The sequence below is a fragment of the Citrobacter sp. Cb028 genome, from assembly GCF_030336705.1.
GTDB classification, from domain to species: domain Bacteria; phylum Pseudomonadota; class Gammaproteobacteria; order Enterobacterales; family Enterobacteriaceae; genus Citrobacter; species Citrobacter braakii.
The window spans coordinates 889,595-906,828 of sequence record NZ_JAOWCZ010000034.1 but is presented as its reverse complement, the minus strand read 5'-3'; the positions used below and the strand labels follow the sequence as shown (position 1 = coordinate 906,828).

Here is a 17,234-nt window from a genome sequence, read left to right as displayed (position 1 = left end):
ATTAGTAAGCACTTCCCCCTTTGTGTGCTTATATTGATCCGATCCATTTTAATGGATAATCGGGTATTCCGACAACTGAATCCCTGTATTGTTCGCGCGCTGGCTCATGGTTTAATCAGGTTCAACTACCTGTTTTCACTTTGCGTGCTTATCCTGGAGACAGGTTGTTGGACTTCGTGTAGGGTTGCCCTCGAATGTAACCATTATTCGTCTTAGGGATAAGACGAAAAGTCTGAGAATACATAACTGTCTATGAGCTCTGTATCACCACCACGCGAATATTTTCTTGACTCCATCCGTGCCTGGCTAATGTTGTTAGGGATCCCATTCCATATTTCATTGATTTACTCGACCCACACCTGGCACGTGAACAGCGCGGAACCGTCGTGGTGGTTGACCCTGTTTAACGACTTTATCCATGCTTTTCGCATGCAAGTCTTCTTTGTCATTTCGGGTTATTTTTCCTACATGCTATTTTTGCGCTATCCGCTAAAGCGCTGGTGGAAGGTGCGTGTAGAACGCGTGGGGATCCCGATGCTGACCGCGATTCCATTACTTACGCTGCCGCAATTTATCATGCTGCAATACGTAAAGGGAAAAGCAGACAGTTGGCATACTCTCAGCGGCTACGATAAATACAATGCGCTGGCCTGGGAGCTGATTTCCCATCTGTGGTTTTTACTGGTTCTGGTCGTATTAACGACCGTGAGCATGTGGGTGTTCACCCAGATGAAAAACAGACTGACGCGTAGTGACGCCGCCAGCACCCCGGCGGTGTCGATGACTAAATTATCGCTGATCTTCATCTTGTTAGGTGTCGGTTACGCTGCCGTCAGAAGGACAATTTTCATCCTCTACCCTTCGATTCTCAGCGATGGCATGTTCAATTTTATCGTTATGCAAACGCTGTTCTATGCGCCGTTCTTTATCCTCGGCGCACTGGCGTTTATCAACCCGAATCTGAAAGCGCTGTTTACCACACCGTCACGCGGTTGCACGCTCGGTGCTGCATTCGCATTTGTGGCATACCTGCTCAATCAGCGTTATGGCAACGGCGATGCCTGGATGTATGAAACCGAATATGTCATTACCATGGTCATGGGACTGTGGATGGTGAACGTCGTCTTTTCGTTGGGTCACCGTTTGCTTAATTTCCAGTCTGCCCGCGTGACCTATTTTGTCAACGCGTCGCTGTTTATCTATCTGGTGCACCACCCGTTAACGCTGTTTTTTGGCGCTTACATCACACCGCATATCACGTCGAATCTGCTGGGTTTTCTCTGCGGTCTGCTGTTTGTGGTTGGGATTGCGGTAATACTGTACGAAATCCATTTACGCATACCGGTGCTGAAGTTTCTCTTTTCGGGTAAACCGCCCGTTAAGCAGGATAAAAACAAGGCCGTAGCCGGCTAGTTTTTCCCTCAATCATTGTGTGGTTCAAAGCAGCCATTCAATGGGTAACACGGACGCCAGCTTTACCAGAACCCGCTTCCAGAATCCTGTGGCGGGTTCTTTTTTCAGGACCTGTTCACTGCCAGAAAGTCGGTCGACCCAATTAATTCTTCCCCAACGGTCAAGGCGTAGCTGCCAGGCCATATCACGCTGGCTTTGCATAAACCGTTTATGAATCAATTCGGCCAGCACTTCACTCTCAATCACAAATCCCATTTCCGTATTGAGCAGCGTCGAACGAGGATCAAAATTAAGCGAGCCGATAAACACTTTGCGATCATCAATACTGAACGTTTTCGCATGCAGGCTGGACCCTGAATTCCCGGTTAATCCACGATCGTGAACGACCGAGACGCGATCGCGGGTCGGTTTAAGTTCGTATAATTCTACACCGTAGCGCAGCAGTTTTTTTCGCCAGCGCGCATAGCCCGCATGGACGATCGCCACATCATTCGCCGCCAGTGAATTGGTTAAAATGGCAATCTTGACGCCTTTTCTTACCAGTCTCAGGAGCTGCGCCACACCGGCACGCGTCGGCACAAAGTAGGCAGAAATAATATCAATACGTTCGGTCGGCGAGCCCATTACGTCAAACAAACGCTGCGGTAATAGCGAGTGGCGCGGCGCTTTCCCTTCTCCTTTTGCAGGATCATCGCTCAGCAAACGCGTTTTGGCCCAAATCAGCGGCAGCGATCTTTGATCGAGACTGGACATAAACTGGCTGGTTTCCAGCTTATGCAGATAGCGGCGGGTAATATCATCGTTATACCAGGATTCGGGTAGCTCAATACGCTGCACAGAATCTGGCTCAGACATCTCAAGCACATTTTGTAACGTTGAAACCGAGCGACAGTGCCAGTAACGCTCAAAATCATCTGCCACATCTTTGACAACCGGCCCGATAGCCATGACGTCCAGGTCGGAAAATAGCGGTTGCTCACCCGCGCCAAAATAGGCATCGCCAATATTACGCCCACCAACGAGAGTCACCACGCCGTCAGCGGTATAACTTTTATTGTGCATGCGCCGATTAAGCCGGGCAAAATCGGTTAAATAGCCCAGCGCGCGCAGGATGCGAAAGGAAAACGGATTGAAGAGGCGAACTTCTATATTGGGGTGCTTATCCAGCAGACGCAGCGTGTCGTCCAAACCCGGCGTGTTGTTATCATCCAGCAGCAAACGCACCCGTACGCCTCGCTTCGCTGCAGCCAGCAGTACGGAAAATAGCAATAACCCGGACATGTCGTTTTCCCAGATGTAATACTGCACATCCAGGGTACGTTCCGCCATTTCCGTTAACCGATAGCGAGCAGCAAACGCATCCAGGCTGTCATCCAACGCAAGAATGCCGCATTCTCCCGGGTGGTCTTCGCAAAGGGGCGTGATGGCACGCTCAAGTCGCGTCATATCAGTCCGTGTGATCATCACCTTGTTGTGTTAGCAATCTCTTATAAAGTTGAGCGTTTTCATCATCAAAGCACACGAAGTATATCTGATCAGGAAGTGCGCGGCGGGTAATAAATTTCAGCACCGTTTTCACCGCTATTTCTGCCGCTGCGGCGCGTGGATAGCCATAAGCCCCGGTGCTAATCGCCGGAAAAGCAATGGAGTGATAACCATTGGCCAAGGCCAGTTGCAGGGTGTTTAAGTAAGCTTCTTCGAGGCGTTCGGCCTCATGATGACCTCCCCCTTGCCAGACGGGTCCTACGGTATGAATGACCGCTTTTGCCGCAAGCGCCCCCGCCAGAGTGATCACCGCATGCCCTGTCGGGCATTCTCCTTGTTGCTGGATAACCTGTTTGCAGGCCTCCAGCAATGCTGGTCCGGCAGCGCGATGGATTGCGCCATCGACGCCACCGCCTCCCAGTAGCGATGAATTCGCCGCATTGACAATCACATCAACAGCGACAGTCGTAATATCGCCATGTAACACATGAACACGTGATTGCATAAGTTCCCCCTGACAAAACACCATTCGTTAAGTGTACAGCAGGGTTTTCCCTTAAATCTCTCTTTTTAACCGTAAGTGTGCATATCTACGCCACAGCGAGTCATTTATATTCAATATTAAGAATCGCCATGTTTTTCTGTTCATTGAGGTAGTGCATTTTGACTGTGGCAATTTCCTGCACATTCTGAGGGGCTGTCGCGAGCTGTTGCGGGTTGTAAAGACTATTCTGGTTGGTGCCGTTGCGGATACATGACAATTCAATTTGCTGCTGCTGTCTGTTAACGTCGCAAGGTGATTCAACTATCGCTCCGCGAAAATGAATAACCCCGCCGGTTGTGATTTGCTGCGCAATTGCAGGGAGGGTTAAAAGAGAAAAAGCACATAAACTGGTACTTAAAATACGCTTTAATAATGTACACATAAGGGTTCCTCAATGATTAGCCATCTTTGAGGGATCGAAATGATCCTTCACCGCTACGATTAACGATCAAATACAAACGCTCACACGCTTCTATATTCATAGAACAGCAGCGCATTCCCAGCCACACCCTTAATGCAAATACAGCAAAAAATTATGGGTGACTGTTTGAGTCAGGCCATTGTTGCGACAGATGCAGAGACTGCCCATCTGAAACGGTAACGATAATTTTGACCGAATCCTCAGATGAAATATTAAAGCTCAGTTTGGTTAATTCAATCGGTCGATTAGCAGGGACCGAAAGGCTTATTTTCTGCTGCGACTGGCTTTGTCCCCCCTGCCCTTGACGTATGGCAAGGACTTGTACCTCACATACGCACGGTTGGGTTAACGTCACCTGAGGAATAATGGTGTACATATCACCTTGCTGAGTAGTATTGAATGTTATTTGATTTGCCAGCGCGGCAATGAGTAATAGCGTATGCATCATATTCTCCCGAAAAAAAAACAGGGCTCACGCCCTGTTTATTATCAGTCAGAAAACTGAATTAGTGTTGGTTAGCTGTAGCGTTGTTGCCAAAGCCAACTTGCTGAATCAGCACATTGGAGTCAGACGCGGTCTGATTAACCAACGCACCGTTACGGCCACCGAACTGGGTTACACTAATATCAGCATTTTTAGCATTCCACTGATCGATAGTGGCATTGTTCTGGAAGCCAGTCTGTTTCAGGCTAATGGTACTGTCATCAGCGCCTTGACCAACTACAGCCCCGTTACCACGCCCATGTTGTGTGATAGTGACATCTGATTTACGCGCATCACTTTGCAGAGCATTCGCAGCGTTGTTTGACCCATATTGGTAGATACTCAGTGAAGAGTCTGGGCCATAATTACTACCGCCACCATGATGATTGCCGCCCCATTGCGGAACAACACCAGCCAGAGCACTGCCAGAAACTACGATTGCTGCGAATGCTGCCACTTTTAAAAGTTTCATGGTAAACCCCCATCGGATTGATTTAATCGTCGTTAATGGATTAGCGTTGAGTAACGCGAATTGCCATTTGCGACTGTCTCTGCACCACAACTGCTGTTTTTTGTGTACCGTACTGAGTAATATTGGCTTTATTACCAGAACCTTTCTGGATAATTACCGCCGTATTACCGTATGAACCTTGTTTAATACTCGCGTCATTGGAACTACCCGTTTGATCAATATATGCAAAGTTATATGACCCCGTCTGGTCTGTTTTCGCTCGGTTACCAGAACCTTCTTGCGAAATAACCGACAATAACTTCGAGCCCCCCTGTCGAGTATTTGCACTGTTCGCAGTGCCAACCTGACCAATAATGGCTGCCTGATTAAATGAAGACTTACTTAATTCATTTACCGCAAAGTTATATTCTGAGTTAGCTAAATCATAACTTGTAGCGGATGCAATCCCAGGCACACCCAGCATTGTAAACATCATAAATAACAACTTGTTTTTCATGTTGTCACCCTGGACCTGGTCGTACATAAGGTTAAATTATTTACCACTCAAATTATTGTTAACGTGACTTACATTTGTTAACGCCACGTTACGATGAAGAGTATGTCCGTTGAAACATTTTAAATAACTCACCCACCAGTTGTATTTTTATATCCAGATTCACCCCAAAGTACTAATTAACCGCAATTAACACCGTTATAGCTCTGGATTTTATTTCTTTTGTAACCCGATGAGTGAATTTCTATGCAGTAACAAAAAAACGCGTTTCCCGCGTTTTCTGGGCCTTGCAGACGGTAGTGGGATTGTCCTCGGTACAAGTCGTGACAAGTGTCATTTTTTTCTATCTAAAATTGTTCAACTTAAAGTGAGACAAAAAAATCAAAATTCATTAGAAATCTAAAACCATCTAACTATAATTTTATCTCTTAAAATTCAATAAGATATTATAATTTGTATGATTTTTTAAATCTATGCAATAACGCTAAAATGTACAACTTTACTATCAAATCTAAACTCCACAAAAACGCAAAAATCATATTTTAATATATAAATTTACATTATGTAACATGTTTAACACTTGCTTTAAGATTTGTAATAGCTAGATTGAAATCAGTTGAAGTCCATTTGTTTTAATATTTTCACCCCGTTGGGTCGAAGTTTTATTTCTACACAGCAGTGCAACATCTGTCAGTACTTCTGGTGCCTCTATTTTAGTAGAGGCAACTGTCAGGTGTGCGACTAAAAAAGTGGAGTTTCATCATGTTTAATGAAGTCCATAGTATTCATGGTCATACATTATTGTTGATCACTAAACCATCCCTGCAGGCAACTGCGTTATTACAGCATTTAAAGCAATCGCTGGCGTTAACCGGAAAACTACATAATATTCAACGTTCTCTGGATGATATATCCTCCAGCTGCATTGTTTTACTGGATATGATGGAGGCAGATAAAAAACTGATCCATTACTGGCAAGATAATTTGAGCAGAAAAAACAACAATATAAAAACTTTATTGTTGAATACCCCAGATGATTATCCTTACCGGGATATTGAAAACTGGCCGCATATCAATGGCGTATTTTACGCAACTGAAGATGAGCAGCGTGTAGTCAGCGGTTTGCAGGGTGTGTTGCGGGGCGAATGCTACTTTTCGCAAAAGCTTGCCAGCTACCTGATCACGCATTCCGGGAACTACCGCTATAACAGCACGGAGTCGGCATTACTTACGCACCGTGAAAAAGAGATCCTTAATAAACTGCGTATCGGCGCCTCAAATATTGAAATCGCGCGTTCACTATTTATTAGTGAAAATACGGTGAAAACACATCTTTATAATCTTTTCAAAAAGATAGCTGTCAAAAATCGTACGCAGGCGGTCTCGTGGGCCAATGATAACCTCAGGCGATAAAGCCATGAAACGCTATTTGACCTGGATTGTGGCAGCAAATTTGTTCCTTGCTGCCGGGAATCTACACGCGGCTGTAGAGGTGGAGGTTCCCGGACTGTTAACCGACCACACTGTCTCTTCCATTGGCCATGATTTTTACCGGGCCTTTAGTGACAAGTGGGAAAGTAAGTACACAGGAAACTTAACCATTAATGAAAGACCCAGTGCACGTTGGGGAAGTTGGATCACCATAACGGTCAATCAGGACGTTATCTTCCAGACTTTTTTATTCCCGACGAAAAGAGACTTCGACAAAATTGTGGTCTTTGCATTGGCAGAAACAGAGGAAGCATTAAATCGTCGGCAAATAGATCAAACACTATTAAGCACGAGCGATTTAGCGCGCGATGAATTCTAAAACATGATTTTGTCCGGAGGCTTTCATGCGTGTCAAACATGCAGTGGTTTTGCTCATGCTGATTTCACCATTAAGTTGGGCCGGAAATATGACGTTCCAGTTCCGCAACCCTAACTTTGGTGGTAACCCAAATAACGGCTCTTTTTTACTGAACAGCGCCCAGGCGCAAAACTCGTATAAAGATCCGAGTGCCGGCGACTACGGGATTGAAACCCCAACAGCGCTGGATAACTTTACCCAGGCGATCCAGTCACAAATACTCGGTGGCTTACTTACCAATATCAATACCGGTAAGCCGGGAAGGATGGTAACCAGCGATTTTATCGTTGATATCGCCAACCGGGATGGACAACTGCAACTGAATGTCACGGACAGGAAAACGGGGAGAACGTCGACTATTGAAGTGTCGGGTTTACAAAATCAGTCGACCGATTTCTAAATTATAGCCACGAAAGGAAAAAATCATGCAGCGCTTACTTATCATGGTGGCAGTAATTTTACTCAGCGGATGTTTAACAGCCCCGCCGCAAGAAGCCGCTAAGCCGACATTAATGCCCCGAGCCCAAAGCTATAAAGACTTGACGCACCTGCCCATGCCTACAGGTAAGATTTTTGTCTCGGTATACAATATTCAGGATGAGACTGGCCAGTTTAAACCTTATCCGGCAAGTAACTTCTCAACCGCCGTCCCGCAAAGCGCCACGGCGATGCTTGTCACCGCATTGAAGGATTCTCGTTGGTTCGTTCCGCTGGAACGTCAGGGATTGCAGAACTTGCTTAACGAACGAAAAATCATTCGTGCAGCTCAGGAAAACGGCACAGTTGCCATTAATAACCGGATCCCTCTGCAGTCTCTGACCGCGGCAAACATCATGGTAGAAGGATCAATTATTGGTTATGAAAGCAACGTTAAATCGGGTGGCGTTGGTGCGCGCTATTTCGGTATTGGCGCCGATACGCAGTACCAGCTCGACCAGATAGCGGTCAACCTGCGTGTGGTTAACGTTAGTACTGGTGAAATCCTCTCATCGGTGAATACCAGCAAAACTATCTTGTCTTATGAAGTGCAGGCTGGGGTATTCCGCTTCATTGACTACCAGCGACTGCTGGAAGGTGAAATTGGCTACACCTCTAACGAACCGGTTATGCTTTGTCTGATGTCAGCAATTGAAACCGGCGTTATCTTCCTGATTAATGACGGGATTGATCGCGGATTGTGGGATTTGCAGGATAAGAAACAAGTTGATAATGACATCCTGGTTAAATACCGCCATTTGTCGGTACCTCCGGAATCCTGAGTGGTCGATACAGCATAAAAAGCGTGAGGAAAACCCTCACGCTTTTTTTATTTACTGGTCAACGTCGACGATAGCCGATTCTCACGACGAGATGCCAGCCACAATCCGCTGTTTTTCATCGCATAGCCGAATACCAGCCCCAGCGCCAGAGATGGCACGACCAACTGCCAGTCACCCTGCCCTGCAAACGTTGTGCAGGCGCCAATAAAGGTGCCCGGCACAAATGAAAGCAACCATTGCTTTGCCTGAATACACATGAGAAACGCGACAATTCCCGTCATGACATAACCAATAATGTCCATATGCGGGGCAAGCGCGCTACCGTTAATAATCACCAACGCCCACACCACACCGCTTAGCAGCGTACACGCCGAGATCCACAACCCTTTCAGCCCACCCTGCGGACAGGCAAAATAGGCCGTGCAGCCCAGAAAGCCAGCCCAACTGAGTAAACCAAGAGATACGGCCACCCATCCCCAAATCCCAGAGAGAATGCCCGTTGTGATTGCAATTGAGAGAAGTATGTTCATGCCGCGTATCTTAGCAGAAAAACGGCATGGGAATGAGATCGTGCACACAATTCATGCAATGATGTAATTTGAGTTGCAGTTTAATGTGATATAAATCACATTTACTCTTCAGTATCTTCCTGCAATTCGTCCCACATCGCACCAATGGCATCACGCGTTAACGGTGCCATGGTACGCCAGAACTGTGTGTTTGCGTGTGCTTCAACTTTGCCAAGGAACGTGCCGCACCAGGGCAACAGGTATTCCACAAACAAGGTTTCGAGTGCTTCACTTTCATCTTCCGCAGACTGGTCTTCAAGCCATGAAGCCGCCAGCAACAGCGTGCCAATATGATCTGCAGGCGTATCTGCCAGCGGCATTCCGCGGGCAGAAAGAAAAGCACGAACATCGGATTCTTTCGCCCCTTCTACCCAGGCGCTACGATAAGGCGGCACCGCACACTCGTCGCCGACAAACAGCGCGTTGTAATCCGCAGCCAACTGAGGCATATCGCAGCTTTTCTGCAGACGAGTGAGCAGTTCGTCCTGTTCCAGCGGCCAGTTGGCGGACAGTTTACCTTCACTAATCAGGGTAAACAGAGGAACCAGTAAAGGGTCCTGCGGTTGGCGGTAAAACAGCGAGCCCAGTACACGACACAGGATAGAAAACTCGTTCATTGATATATTCCAGTTAGTAACAATTACAGTTCAGCAAATTCCGCGATCGGCTCCATGCCTCGCGATTCCAGAAACGCCAGCAGGCGTTTAGGGGTGACGTTTAAAATTCTGTCTTCCGGGAAATTTACATCATCCAGAATTTTACGGCATTCACCAAATTCACCCAGTGTGAAAGCGGTATGTGAATCCGATCCTAACGCCACCCAGCCTCCGGCATCACGCACTGCCGCAGCGACCGCGCGACAATTGTCCTCACTCCCCTTACGCGAATGCAAAAACGAGGAGTTATTGATTTCCAGCGCGACCTGGTATTTTGCCGCCGCCTGCGCAATCGCTGTGATATCCACGGGATATTTGGGATTCCCCGGATGGCTGATGATGTGCACGTGACCACTGGCCATCGTGGCTATCATTGCCTGGGTATTGGTGTCTTTATCGTGAGGTGCAAAAACTGGCTCATGGAAGCCCGCGATGATGAGATCCAGGGAAGTAAACATCGGACCTGAACAGTCGATTTCGCCTTCAATATTCTTAATATTCGCCTCGATACCGCGCAGGATCCCTACGCCATCGACGATACGAGGCCAAATGCGCATATTAATAAAGTGCCAGTGATGAGGCGCATCCGCCATGTCCGGTCCATGATCGGTTATGGCAAACAGCTTGATGCCTTTGCGATGGGCTTCGGCGATGTAATCACTTAAGGTGCTGTAGGCGTGGGTACTGGCGACGGTATGCATATGCAGGTCAACGGGATACATAACTCTCTCCTGTAGTCATTTTCCGTCAAGGATAGCAGGTATCGTCGCCATTTATTAGCTGAAACCCGGCACTTGCCGGGTTACCATCAATATCCCCGAACGCGATCGACCTGACCCGTTACGGATTTCCCACTTTCCAGGCCCAAAATCGTACGGGAGATGTAGTCCACCGCCTCTGCCGGGCGTGTTACCGCGGCGATATGCGGCGTCATTGCCACACGCGGATGTTTCCATAGCGGGCTGGTTTCCGGCAGCGGTTCACGGCTATAGACATCCAGCATGGCACCTTTTACTTTGCCGCTGTCCAGCGATGCCAGAAGATCGTCTTCATTGAGATGAACGCCGCGCGCCAGGTTCAGCACGTAAGCGCCATCCTGCAATTGGCTGAGTAAATCAGCGTTAATAATGCCTACGGTTTCTGCCGTATTAGGCAGGAGGTTGATCAGCACGCGAGTTTGACTCAAAAACGCGCTCAGTTCCTCGGTACCGGCGAAGCTTTCCACACCAGACCAGGATTTACGCGTACGACTCCAGCAGCGTAGCGGGAACCCCCATGCTTGCAGACTTTCTGCAACTTTTGCGCCTAAAACACCAGCGCCCATGATCCCGACGCTAAACTCATCGCGAGTATATTCTGGCAACGGTTGCCATTTCGCCTGGTTTTTTAATGCCTGGTAGTCATCAAAGCGACGGAACCAGTGCAATACCTGACTAACCGCATATTCCTGCATTTGCAGGCCCATCCCCGTATCTTCCAGACGGAAAAGCGGGATCGACGCATCCAACATTTCCGGATGAGCGTTTAGTTTACTGAGAATAGAATCGACGCCCGCACCCAGCGCAAATACGGCTTTTAATTTTCGTCCGGCGAGCATTTCAACCGGAGGATGCCAGACCAGCGCGTAGTCAGCATGCGCATTATCACCTGCCTTCCACTCACGGACCCGCGCGCCAGGTATGGCCTTTGTCAGCGCATTAAGCCACCAGGTCGTATCGAATGTTGGGTGATAGAAAATTATATCCATAACGTCTCCTGAACATTGTTATGCGGAACGTACTCGCACTTATAATCATCATTTTTCGAGGGAACATCAGAGTAGCAAATTTTAGGGTGCTGGCAAAAAAAACAATTCCCGCTTATTTAAGCTGCATATTGATTGAAGTTTGTGTAAATGCACGTTTTTTTCAAAAAGTTGATTGACGCCGGAGCGGTATTTCCCTAAATTAGCGCCCGTTCCGGTAGCACAGGAACAACAATATGGTGAGGTGTCCGAGTGGCTGAAGGAGCACGCCTGGAAAGTGTGTATACGGCAACGTATCGGGGGTTCGAATCCCCCCCTCACCGCCATATTCGAGAAAGAGCTCGTACGCAAGTACGGGCTTTTTTTTCGCATGTTGCACGCCTGCGGGGGGATGAGAAGCCCCGACCGGGGGTCGACACAAAATTGCCGGGAGCAATTTTGAACAGCGCATGCGCTGGCCCCGTAGGGGCGAGGCCCAGGGATGGGCCGAGTAGCAGCGCAGCCAGTTGGACAGACTGAGAGCGCAGCGAACAGGCTGCCCGAAGGGCGAGCGAAGCGAGTCAATCCCCCCCTCACTGCCATATTCGAGAAAGAACTCGTACGCAAGTACGGGCTTTTTTTCGCATGTGACCCGTCCTGAATAGCGTTAACCTGTAGGTCTGATAAGCATCGCGCTATCAAGCATCATCCCCCGCCCCGTTGCACATTATCCAAACCACTCTTATGCTGTAACAACCGCTTTCTCAAGCAATCAGGAAAATAACGGCATGTTAAACATAGAAGGAACTTTGCTTGATGAGATCATGTCGCAGGCAGACGAAGCAGGATTTATTCCGTTGAAGGTTTTCTCGCGAAAAATCCTCAAACGTACACCGAATGAAATAAATACGTTTTTCGATCCTGACAGCCGATTCTACGAAGAGTATCAGCGAACGGTTATTTGCAACGTCAGGCATAACGTCACCATTAAAAAAACCTACACCAGCAATGGGATCTTACGAAAAGAAACTACGGAAGGTGGGATTTATAAGGATGACCTACTGACCTTTCTGGCACAAGCGCTAAAGAAAATAGACGAAAATAACCAGCTGTTTGACCAGGCCTGCGCCAACTACTGGAGCAGCAAAAGAAAGTAATCTGCTGACGTCAAATAACAAAGCCCGGTTTCCCGGGCCTTGAAGACGGAGTACTTATCAGTTGTAAGCATTGAGCGTCCGCTGACAGAGTGCCGAACGGACGCAATCGTCTTTATTGAAACGAACAATCCCAACCATATCATCTTCTTCGAAACGGGCCAGCGCATCGCTTAGCCCTGAGCGAACGTGGGCGGGTAGATCGCACTGGGTCACATCCCCGTTCACAATCACCGTCACATTCTCCCCGAGGCGAGTCAAAAACATCTTCATCTGTGCTGCAGTAACATTCTGAGCCTCGTCAAGAATGACCACTGCATTTTCAAATGTGCGTCCACGCATATAGGCGAATGGCGCGATTTCCACCTTACCAATCTCAGGCCGCAGGCAATATTGCATGAAGGAGGCGCCCAGACGTTTCACCAGCACGTCATACACTGGACGAAAATAAGGCGCAAACTTCTCGGAAACATCTCCAGGTAAGAAGCCGAGGTCTTCATCAGCTTGCAGAACTGGACGGGTTACAATGATCCTGTCCACGTCTTTGTGGATCAGGGCCTCTGCTGCTTTTGCCGCGCTGATCCAGGTTTTACCACACCCGGCTTCACCGGTAGCGAAGATCAGCTGTTTACTCTCGATAGCATTCAGGTACTGGGCCTGAGCTTCATTCCGCGCCGTGATTGGCGTGGCGTCACGACTATCACGCGCCATACCAATCGCTTCTACGCCGCCCATCTGCACAAGCGAGGTGACCGATTCATCTTCACGTTGTTTATGGCTACGCGAATCCCGCCTCAGCACACGTTTTGCTTCACGACGAGCTTTGATCACTGCTTTTTGTCTTCCCATGGATAGCACCTTGAGTTGTAGGTATACATCACACGCGCCGTTGGCGGCACGATTATGCGCACGAACATCTGAGGGTTGGCTTCCTTGTAAGCCATTGCTTGCTTTCGGATAAGACGCCACACACGGCTACGCGCACCGTACAAGGTGTCAGTTACGAAGATAAGAAGTGAAAGGGAGAGAGATTTAGCGGTGACGAGGTGGCTACCGGAAGAGAAACGTCCGCGTAACGTACTGCAGCTACTGTGAAAAATGTGTCCAATACAGGACTTTTCCATCGCGATCTCCATAGTGAACGACTATCACCGCCGGGAACTACCGCTGTTTCTTATAATTACATCATAATCTTTCGTTAATGCAACAATATTTTTACTTGCTGTTAACTTAAATTCTATCTAATCACCAGAGACAGTCTCTTGCAGAGAGATGACAGAATTATTTCAGTCTCATACCGATCATAAAAAATAATTTGTTCATTCATACAGATGTCAGGAAAAGCCCCGCTGTACAACGGGGCGTGATCATCAGGCTTCGAGTAGAGATTGTCCCAGATATTGATCAGCGGTTTTGACACCCGGCAAAGCAAAGAAGTAGCCCCCACCAATTGGTTTGACGTACTCTTCCAGCGCTTCACCGTTGAGGCGTTTCTGCACAGTCAAAAAGCCTTTTTCCAAATCGTGTTGATAGCAGACAAACAACAGTCCCATATCCAGTTGACCGGATGGGGTCACACCGAGCGAATAACTGTAGCCACGGCGCATCATCAGGCTGGACTCGGTCTCTTTCATGCGCGGATTCGCCAGGCGGATATGACTGTCGAGCGCAATCACCTCACCCTCGGGATCGCTGGCATAGTCAGGCACATCGTGCTCGTGCTGCATACCCAGCGGCGCGCCGGTGTGTTTATCTCGACCAAATATCGTTTGCTGCTCTTTCAGCGGCGTACGATCCCAGAACTCGACGCGAAACTGAATGAGCCTGACGGCCTGATAACTACCACCTTGCGCCCAGACAGGTTCGCCCTGTCCGTCCGTAACCCACACCACATCCTGCATCAACTTCGTATCCGTCGCGTCCGGATTCGCAGTGCCGTCCTTAAAGCCAAGCAAGTTGACCGGGGTCTCTTTGCCTTTGCTGCGCGCGGCATGGTCGGAAATAAACCCTTCACGTTTCCAGCGCACGCTAAGGAGATCGGGCGTATGTTTAATGATATCGCGCAGCGCATGGATAACGGTGTCCTGCGTGTTGGCACAAATCTGCAGCAGCAAATCACCATGGCACAGCGCCGCATCCAGCGAATCATTCGGGAAGCGGGTCATTTTTTGCAACTTTTTCGGCATCTGCGATTTCAGGCCATAACGTTCATCAAATAGCGAGGCGCCGACTGACAACGTCATCGTCAGGTTGTCTGGCGCAATGTATGCGCCGAGGATACCGGAATCCATAGGGGGTAAACGCGGGTTCGGCGTATCCGGCGCCGGCCCGCCCGTGGTCAGAAACGCAAATCGGGTGGTCAGCAAGCGGAACAAGCGTTCCAGATCAGCCTTATCGCTGGCGAGAACATCGAACGCCACCAGCATCATCGATGCCTGCTGTGGCGTCAGGATCCCTGCCTGATGCTGACCATAAAACGGCTGCACTTCACTACGCGCATCGGGGGACAACGTTCCCGGCGCGCTTTGTGGTTTTTGCGCGTGGGCAACCGGACATCCACCCGCCAGCGCCAGCGCCCCACCCAGGGCGCCCATCCCTTTCAGTAAACGTCGGCGTGAAGGTTCGCTCACGCCGTTTTCATTATCTTGCTGCATTTTGCTTAATCCAGACCCAGAACACCGCGTAATTGCGACAAGTCTTCCGCCAGCGTCGTGATTGGCCCTTTCAGCGCATTGCGATCGGCGTCGGTCAGTTTGTCATAGGTTTCAAAACCGTCTTTGGTACGGTACTTACTCAGAATGGTATCGACTTTTTTGAAGTTCGCATCCACCTTCGCCAACAGCTCAGCATTGGATTTTTGTAACTGAGGGCGCAGGAGATCGACGATTTTCTGCGCGCCATCGATATTGGCCTGGAAATCCCACAGATCGGTATGGCTGTAGCGATCCTCTTCTCCGCTAATTTTGCTGGCAGCGACTTCTTCAATCAGTCCTGCTGCCCCGCCAACCACTTTTGACGGTGGGAAGGCCAGTTCGCTAATACGCGTTTGCAGGTCAAGAACATCGCTGTTTAATTGGTCGGCATACTTGTCCATGCCTTTGGTGGTGTTGTCGCCGAACAACGCTTTCTCCAGACGGTGGAAGCCGGTGAATTTAGGATCGGCGGCTTTTTGCTCATAATCATCTTCACGTGCATCGATGCTGCCGTCGAGATCGGAGAACAGTTCAGCAATCGGTTCAATACGCTCATAATGCTGACGGGTTGGCGCATACAGCGATTTCGCTTTTTCCAGATCGCCAGCTTTAATCGCATCGGTGAATGCTTTGGTGCCCGCAACCAGTTGTGCAGTTTCGGCTGTCACATAGGCTTTGTATTCCGTAATCGCGCCACTTAGGCTCAGCAGAGCATCGCCCTGCGCGGCATCCGCCGTTGCGCTACCTTTTACAATTAGTTTGCCTTTCGGGTTGGTCAACAGACCGCAGGTCATATCATATTCACCTGGCTGCAGGTTAGCTGTCATTTTCTGGCTAAAGCCCGGCGCAATGTTTTCACGTTCTTCAACCACCATAACCCCTTTAAGGATCTCCCACTCCAGCGCTTTCTGGCTGTGGTTCTGGATGATGAACTGCGTTTTCCCAGCGTTAACCGTGATCGTCATCGGCTCACACTGTTTGTCGTTAACCGTGACTTTCACCTGCGGAATATCGGCGGCTTGTGCAGAAAAAGCGGAGGCAAACAGCGCGGCAATACCCAACTGCAGCGCACTACGGCGAAAATTAAACGTCATAACCTATCCCTATAAATAAGTATGTTGTAACTAAGGAGTATTCTGCATCGCGTTTTTATCAGGGTGCGGTACGCGATGCCGTAGTGCCTGAACGCGGCGGCAGTGCAAACATAATCAATGCCGGAATCAGGTAGATAAACCAAATGGCGACTTCACTGACGCTCGGCGCTTCCTGATAGCCGAAAATACCTTCCATCAATGTGCCAAACAGCGAATGCGTTGAAAGCACGCTGCTCATGTCAAACGCCACATCCTGAAAATGATTCCATAACCCGGCTTCGTGGAACGCGCGGATGGCCCCAGCGGCAAGACCAGCGGCCACCAGCAAAATGAACAGGCTGGTCCATTTGAAGAATGCCCCGAGGTTGAGGCGAATGCCGCCGAGGTAAATCAGGTAACCCAGTACCACCGCGGTGGCCAGCCCCAGCATCGCACCTAACGGTGGCCAAATGCCTACATCCTGCTGGAATGCCGCCAGCAGGAAGAACACCGATTCCAGCCCTTCACGGGCAACGGCAAAAAAGACCATCATCACCAGCGCCCAGCCGTGATGATTGCCGCGTTGCAACGCGTTATCGACAGCCTGTTCAAGCTGGACTTTGACGTTGCGCGAAACTTTACGCATCCAGAACACCATCCAGGTGAGGATCACCACGGCAATGACCGCCACGATGCCTTCAAACAGCTCCTGTTCCTTTTGCGGAAATTCACCGGTGGTTTCATTGATGAAAACGCCTAACGCCAGACATAACGCCGCCGCCAGCAGAACACCAATCCACATCACACCAATCCATCGACCACGCTGAGTCCGTTTCAGGTAGCTGGCAATCAGGCTGACTATCAGCGCGGCCTCTAACCCTTCGCGCAACATAATAAGAAATGGAACAAACATGCGAAGAACCCTTAAACGTTATTCTCAGTCAAT

The 17,234-nt window shown here is 49.0% G+C and carries 21 protein-coding genes and 1 tRNA gene; 7 read left to right on the top strand and 15 right to left on the bottom strand.

The features are described 5' to 3' along the window. The first annotated feature begins 252 nt into the window (after positions 1 to 252). Entirely contained in the window at positions 253 to 1,413 is a 1,161-nt protein-coding gene (gene mdoC / locus OGV75_RS13970; protein WP_220221514.1) for a glucans biosynthesis protein MdoC, read from the top strand. Positions 1,414 to 1,437: 24 nt separating this feature from the next. Here mdoC and OGV75_RS13965 read toward each other — a convergent pair whose 3' ends face one another. The 6 genes from OGV75_RS13965 to csgB all read right to left on the bottom strand — a co-directional run bounded on the left by OGV75_RS13965 (position 1,438) and on the right by csgB (position 5,315). Further along, complete coding sequence (locus OGV75_RS13965) at positions 1,438 to 2,877, bottom strand: phospholipase D family protein (protein ID WP_152903216.1); 1,440 nt, start codon at positions 2,875 to 2,877, stop codon at positions 1,438 to 1,440. Continuing rightward, positions 2,861 to 3,403 carry an O-acetyl-ADP-ribose deacetylase gene (ymdB, locus tag OGV75_RS13960; protein WP_016156177.1) on the bottom strand — a complete coding sequence of 181 codons (543 nt, stop codon included), beginning with the start codon at positions 3,401 to 3,403 and terminating at the stop codon, positions 2,861 to 2,863. The genes OGV75_RS13965 and ymdB overlap by 17 nt, the downstream gene beginning before the upstream one ends. Positions 3,404 to 3,503: 100 nt before the next feature. Further along, the gene (locus tag OGV75_RS13955; RefSeq protein ID WP_016152603.1) at positions 3,504 to 3,824 is read right to left on the bottom strand and encodes a YmdA family protein; all 321 of its coding nucleotides are present in this window, start codon (positions 3,822 to 3,824) and stop codon (positions 3,504 to 3,506) included. Positions 3,825 to 3,975: 151 nt separating this feature from the next. Further along, entirely contained in the window at positions 3,976 to 4,308 is a 333-nt protein-coding gene (csgC, locus tag OGV75_RS13950) for a curli assembly chaperone CsgC (RefSeq protein ID WP_046274771.1), read from the bottom strand. A gap of 61 nt (positions 4,309 to 4,369) precedes the next feature. Next, positions 4,370 to 4,819 (bottom strand): curli major subunit CsgA, encoded by a 450-nt coding sequence (gene csgA, locus OGV75_RS13945; RefSeq protein WP_006685125.1) that lies wholly within the window; start codon positions 4,817 to 4,819, stop codon positions 4,370 to 4,372. A gap of 40 nt (positions 4,820 to 4,859) precedes the next feature. Then, complete coding sequence (csgB, locus tag OGV75_RS13940; protein WP_019076446.1) at positions 4,860 to 5,315, bottom strand: curli minor subunit CsgB; 456 nt, start codon at positions 5,313 to 5,315, stop codon at positions 4,860 to 4,862. A gap of 759 nt (positions 5,316 to 6,074) precedes the next feature. Here csgB and csgD point away from each other — a divergent pair. Genes csgD through csgG form a run of 4 tightly spaced genes read left to right on the top strand, consistent with a single transcriptional unit; the run spans position 6,075 to position 8,420 of the window. Beyond that, positions 6,075 to 6,725, top strand: coding sequence for a biofilm master transcriptional regulator CsgD (gene csgD / locus OGV75_RS13935; RefSeq protein WP_003036091.1), 651 nt, complete (start codon positions 6,075 to 6,077; stop codon positions 6,723 to 6,725). Positions 6,726 to 6,729: 4 nt separating this feature from the next. Next, positions 6,730 to 7,122 carry a curli production assembly/transport protein CsgE gene (gene csgE / locus OGV75_RS13930; RefSeq protein WP_016152600.1) on the top strand — a complete coding sequence of 131 codons (393 nt, stop codon included), beginning with the start codon at positions 6,730 to 6,732 and terminating at the stop codon, positions 7,120 to 7,122. Between the two features lie 25 nt (positions 7,123 to 7,147). Next, positions 7,148 to 7,561: a curli production assembly/transport protein CsgF gene (gene csgF, locus OGV75_RS13925; RefSeq protein WP_016152599.1), complete on the top strand. Its 414-nt coding sequence runs from the start codon at positions 7,148 to 7,150 to the stop codon at positions 7,559 to 7,561. 25 nt (positions 7,562 to 7,586) lie between these two features. Then, on the top strand, positions 7,587 to 8,420 hold the full coding sequence (gene csgG / locus OGV75_RS13920) for a curli production assembly/transport protein CsgG (RefSeq protein WP_016152598.1): 834 nt from the start codon (positions 7,587 to 7,589) through the stop codon (positions 8,418 to 8,420). 47 nt (positions 8,421 to 8,467) lie between these two features. Here csgG and OGV75_RS13915 read toward each other — a convergent pair whose 3' ends face one another. The 4 genes from OGV75_RS13915 to ghrA form a co-directional block, all read right to left on the bottom strand. Next, the gene (locus OGV75_RS13915) at positions 8,468 to 8,950 is read right to left on the bottom strand and encodes a DUF1097 domain-containing protein (RefSeq protein WP_080858585.1); all 483 of its coding nucleotides are present in this window, start codon (positions 8,948 to 8,950) and stop codon (positions 8,468 to 8,470) included. A gap of 101 nt (positions 8,951 to 9,051) precedes the next feature. After that, positions 9,052 to 9,606, bottom strand: coding sequence for a TorD/DmsD family molecular chaperone (locus OGV75_RS13910; RefSeq protein ID WP_016152596.1), 555 nt, complete (start codon positions 9,604 to 9,606; stop codon positions 9,052 to 9,054). Between the two features lie 23 nt (positions 9,607 to 9,629). Continuing rightward, the gene (locus OGV75_RS13905) at positions 9,630 to 10,367 is read right to left on the bottom strand and encodes a phosphatase (RefSeq protein WP_016156173.1); all 738 of its coding nucleotides are present in this window, start codon (positions 10,365 to 10,367) and stop codon (positions 9,630 to 9,632) included. An 86-nt stretch (positions 10,368 to 10,453) separates the two neighbouring features. Beyond that, positions 10,454 to 11,392 carry a glyoxylate/hydroxypyruvate reductase GhrA gene (ghrA, locus tag OGV75_RS13900; RefSeq protein WP_286480809.1) on the bottom strand — a complete coding sequence of 313 codons (939 nt, stop codon included), beginning with the start codon at positions 11,390 to 11,392 and terminating at the stop codon, positions 10,454 to 10,456. A 235-nt stretch (positions 11,393 to 11,627) separates the two neighbouring features. On the opposite strand from ghrA, the gene OGV75_RS13895 reads away from it, so the two are divergent. After that, positions 11,628 to 11,715: transfer RNA gene (locus tag OGV75_RS13895), tRNA-Ser, on the top strand. Between the two features lie 441 nt (positions 11,716 to 12,156). Beyond that, complete coding sequence (locus OGV75_RS13890; RefSeq protein ID WP_016152593.1) at positions 12,157 to 12,525, top strand: hypothetical protein; 369 nt, start codon at positions 12,157 to 12,159, stop codon at positions 12,523 to 12,525. Between the two features lie 57 nt (positions 12,526 to 12,582). Here OGV75_RS13890 and phoH read toward each other — a convergent pair whose 3' ends face one another. The 5 genes from phoH to efeU all read right to left on the bottom strand — a co-directional run bounded on the left by phoH (position 12,583) and on the right by efeU (position 17,201). Next, positions 12,583 to 13,371, bottom strand: a complete 789-nt coding sequence (phoH, locus tag OGV75_RS13885; RefSeq protein ID WP_016152592.1) for a phosphate starvation-inducible protein PhoH — start codon at positions 13,369 to 13,371, stop codon at positions 12,583 to 12,585. Then, the gene (locus OGV75_RS13880; protein ID WP_016152591.1) at positions 13,350 to 13,646 is read right to left on the bottom strand and encodes a hypothetical protein; all 297 of its coding nucleotides are present in this window, start codon (positions 13,644 to 13,646) and stop codon (positions 13,350 to 13,352) included. Before OGV75_RS13880 ends, phoH begins: the two co-directional genes overlap by 22 nt. Positions 13,647 to 13,892: 246 nt before the next feature. Beyond that, the gene (gene efeB, locus OGV75_RS13875) at positions 13,893 to 15,176 is read right to left on the bottom strand and encodes an iron uptake transporter deferrochelatase/peroxidase subunit (protein ID WP_286480808.1); all 1,284 of its coding nucleotides are present in this window, start codon (positions 15,174 to 15,176) and stop codon (positions 13,893 to 13,895) included. A gap of 5 nt (positions 15,177 to 15,181) precedes the next feature. Beyond that, on the bottom strand, positions 15,182 to 16,309 hold the full coding sequence (gene efeO / locus OGV75_RS13870; RefSeq protein ID WP_016152589.1) for an iron uptake system protein EfeO: 1,128 nt from the start codon (positions 16,307 to 16,309) through the stop codon (positions 15,182 to 15,184). A 58-nt stretch (positions 16,310 to 16,367) separates the two neighbouring features. Beyond that, a complete protein-coding gene (gene efeU / locus OGV75_RS13865; RefSeq protein WP_019076441.1) occupies positions 16,368 to 17,201 on the bottom strand; it encodes an iron uptake transporter permease EfeU in 834 nt (277 codons plus the stop codon). Between the last annotated feature and the right edge of the window lie 33 nt (positions 17,202 to 17,234).

Bases quoted from the DNA above. Each gene is read 5' to 3' on its own strand.
- OGV75_RS13955 (WP_016152603.1), bottom strand. From the start codon at position 3,824: ATGTGTACATTATTAAAGCGTATTTTAAGTACCAGTTTATGTGCTTTT.
- phoH (WP_016152592.1), bottom strand. From the start codon at position 13,371: ATGGGAAGACAAAAAGCAGTGATCAAAGCTCGTCGTGAAGCAAAACGT.
- OGV75_RS13910 (WP_016152596.1), bottom strand. From the start codon at position 9,606: ATGAACGAGTTTTCTATCCTGTGTCGTGTACTGGGCTCGCTGTTTTAC.
- csgD (WP_003036091.1), top strand. From the start codon at position 6,075: ATGTTTAATGAAGTCCATAGTATTCATGGTCATACATTATTGTTGATC.
- ymdB (WP_016156177.1), bottom strand. From the start codon at position 3,403: ATGCAATCACGTGTTCATGTGTTACATGGCGATATTACGACTGTCGCT.
- OGV75_RS13965 (WP_152903216.1), bottom strand. From the start codon at position 2,877: ATGATCACACGGACTGATATGACGCGACTTGAGCGTGCCATCACGCCC.
- csgB (WP_019076446.1), bottom strand. From the start codon at position 5,315: ATGAAAAACAAGTTGTTATTTATGATGTTTACAATGCTGGGTGTGCCT.
- csgA (WP_006685125.1), bottom strand. From the start codon at position 4,819: ATGAAACTTTTAAAAGTGGCAGCATTCGCAGCAATCGTAGTTTCTGGC.
- OGV75_RS13915 (WP_080858585.1), bottom strand. From the start codon at position 8,950: ATGAACATACTTCTCTCAATTGCAATCACAACGGGCATTCTCTCTGGG.
- efeU (WP_019076441.1), bottom strand. From the start codon at position 17,201: ATGTTTGTTCCATTTCTTATTATGTTGCGCGAAGGGTTAGAGGCCGCG.
- csgC (WP_046274771.1), bottom strand. From the start codon at position 4,308: ATGCATACGCTATTACTCATTGCCGCGCTGGCAAATCAAATAACATTC.
- efeO (WP_016152589.1), bottom strand. From the start codon at position 16,309: ATGACGTTTAATTTTCGCCGTAGTGCGCTGCAGTTGGGTATTGCCGCG.
- mdoC (WP_220221514.1), top strand. From the start codon at position 253: ATGAGCTCTGTATCACCACCACGCGAATATTTTCTTGACTCCATCCGT.
- OGV75_RS13880 (WP_016152591.1), bottom strand. From the start codon at position 13,646: ATGGAAAAGTCCTGTATTGGACACATTTTTCACAGTAGCTGCAGTACG.
- csgE (WP_016152600.1), top strand. From the start codon at position 6,730: ATGAAACGCTATTTGACCTGGATTGTGGCAGCAAATTTGTTCCTTGCT.
- OGV75_RS13890 (WP_016152593.1), top strand. From the start codon at position 12,157: ATGTTAAACATAGAAGGAACTTTGCTTGATGAGATCATGTCGCAGGCA.
- ghrA (WP_286480809.1), bottom strand. From the start codon at position 11,392: ATGGATATAATTTTCTATCACCCAACATTCGATACGACCTGGTGGCTT.
- csgG (WP_016152598.1), top strand. From the start codon at position 7,587: ATGCAGCGCTTACTTATCATGGTGGCAGTAATTTTACTCAGCGGATGT.
- csgF (WP_016152599.1), top strand. From the start codon at position 7,148: ATGCGTGTCAAACATGCAGTGGTTTTGCTCATGCTGATTTCACCATTA.
- efeB (WP_286480808.1), bottom strand. From the start codon at position 15,176: ATGCAGCAAGATAATGAAAACGGCGTGAGCGAACCTTCACGCCGACGT.
- OGV75_RS13905 (WP_016156173.1), bottom strand. From the start codon at position 10,367: ATGTATCCCGTTGACCTGCATATGCATACCGTCGCCAGTACCCACGCC.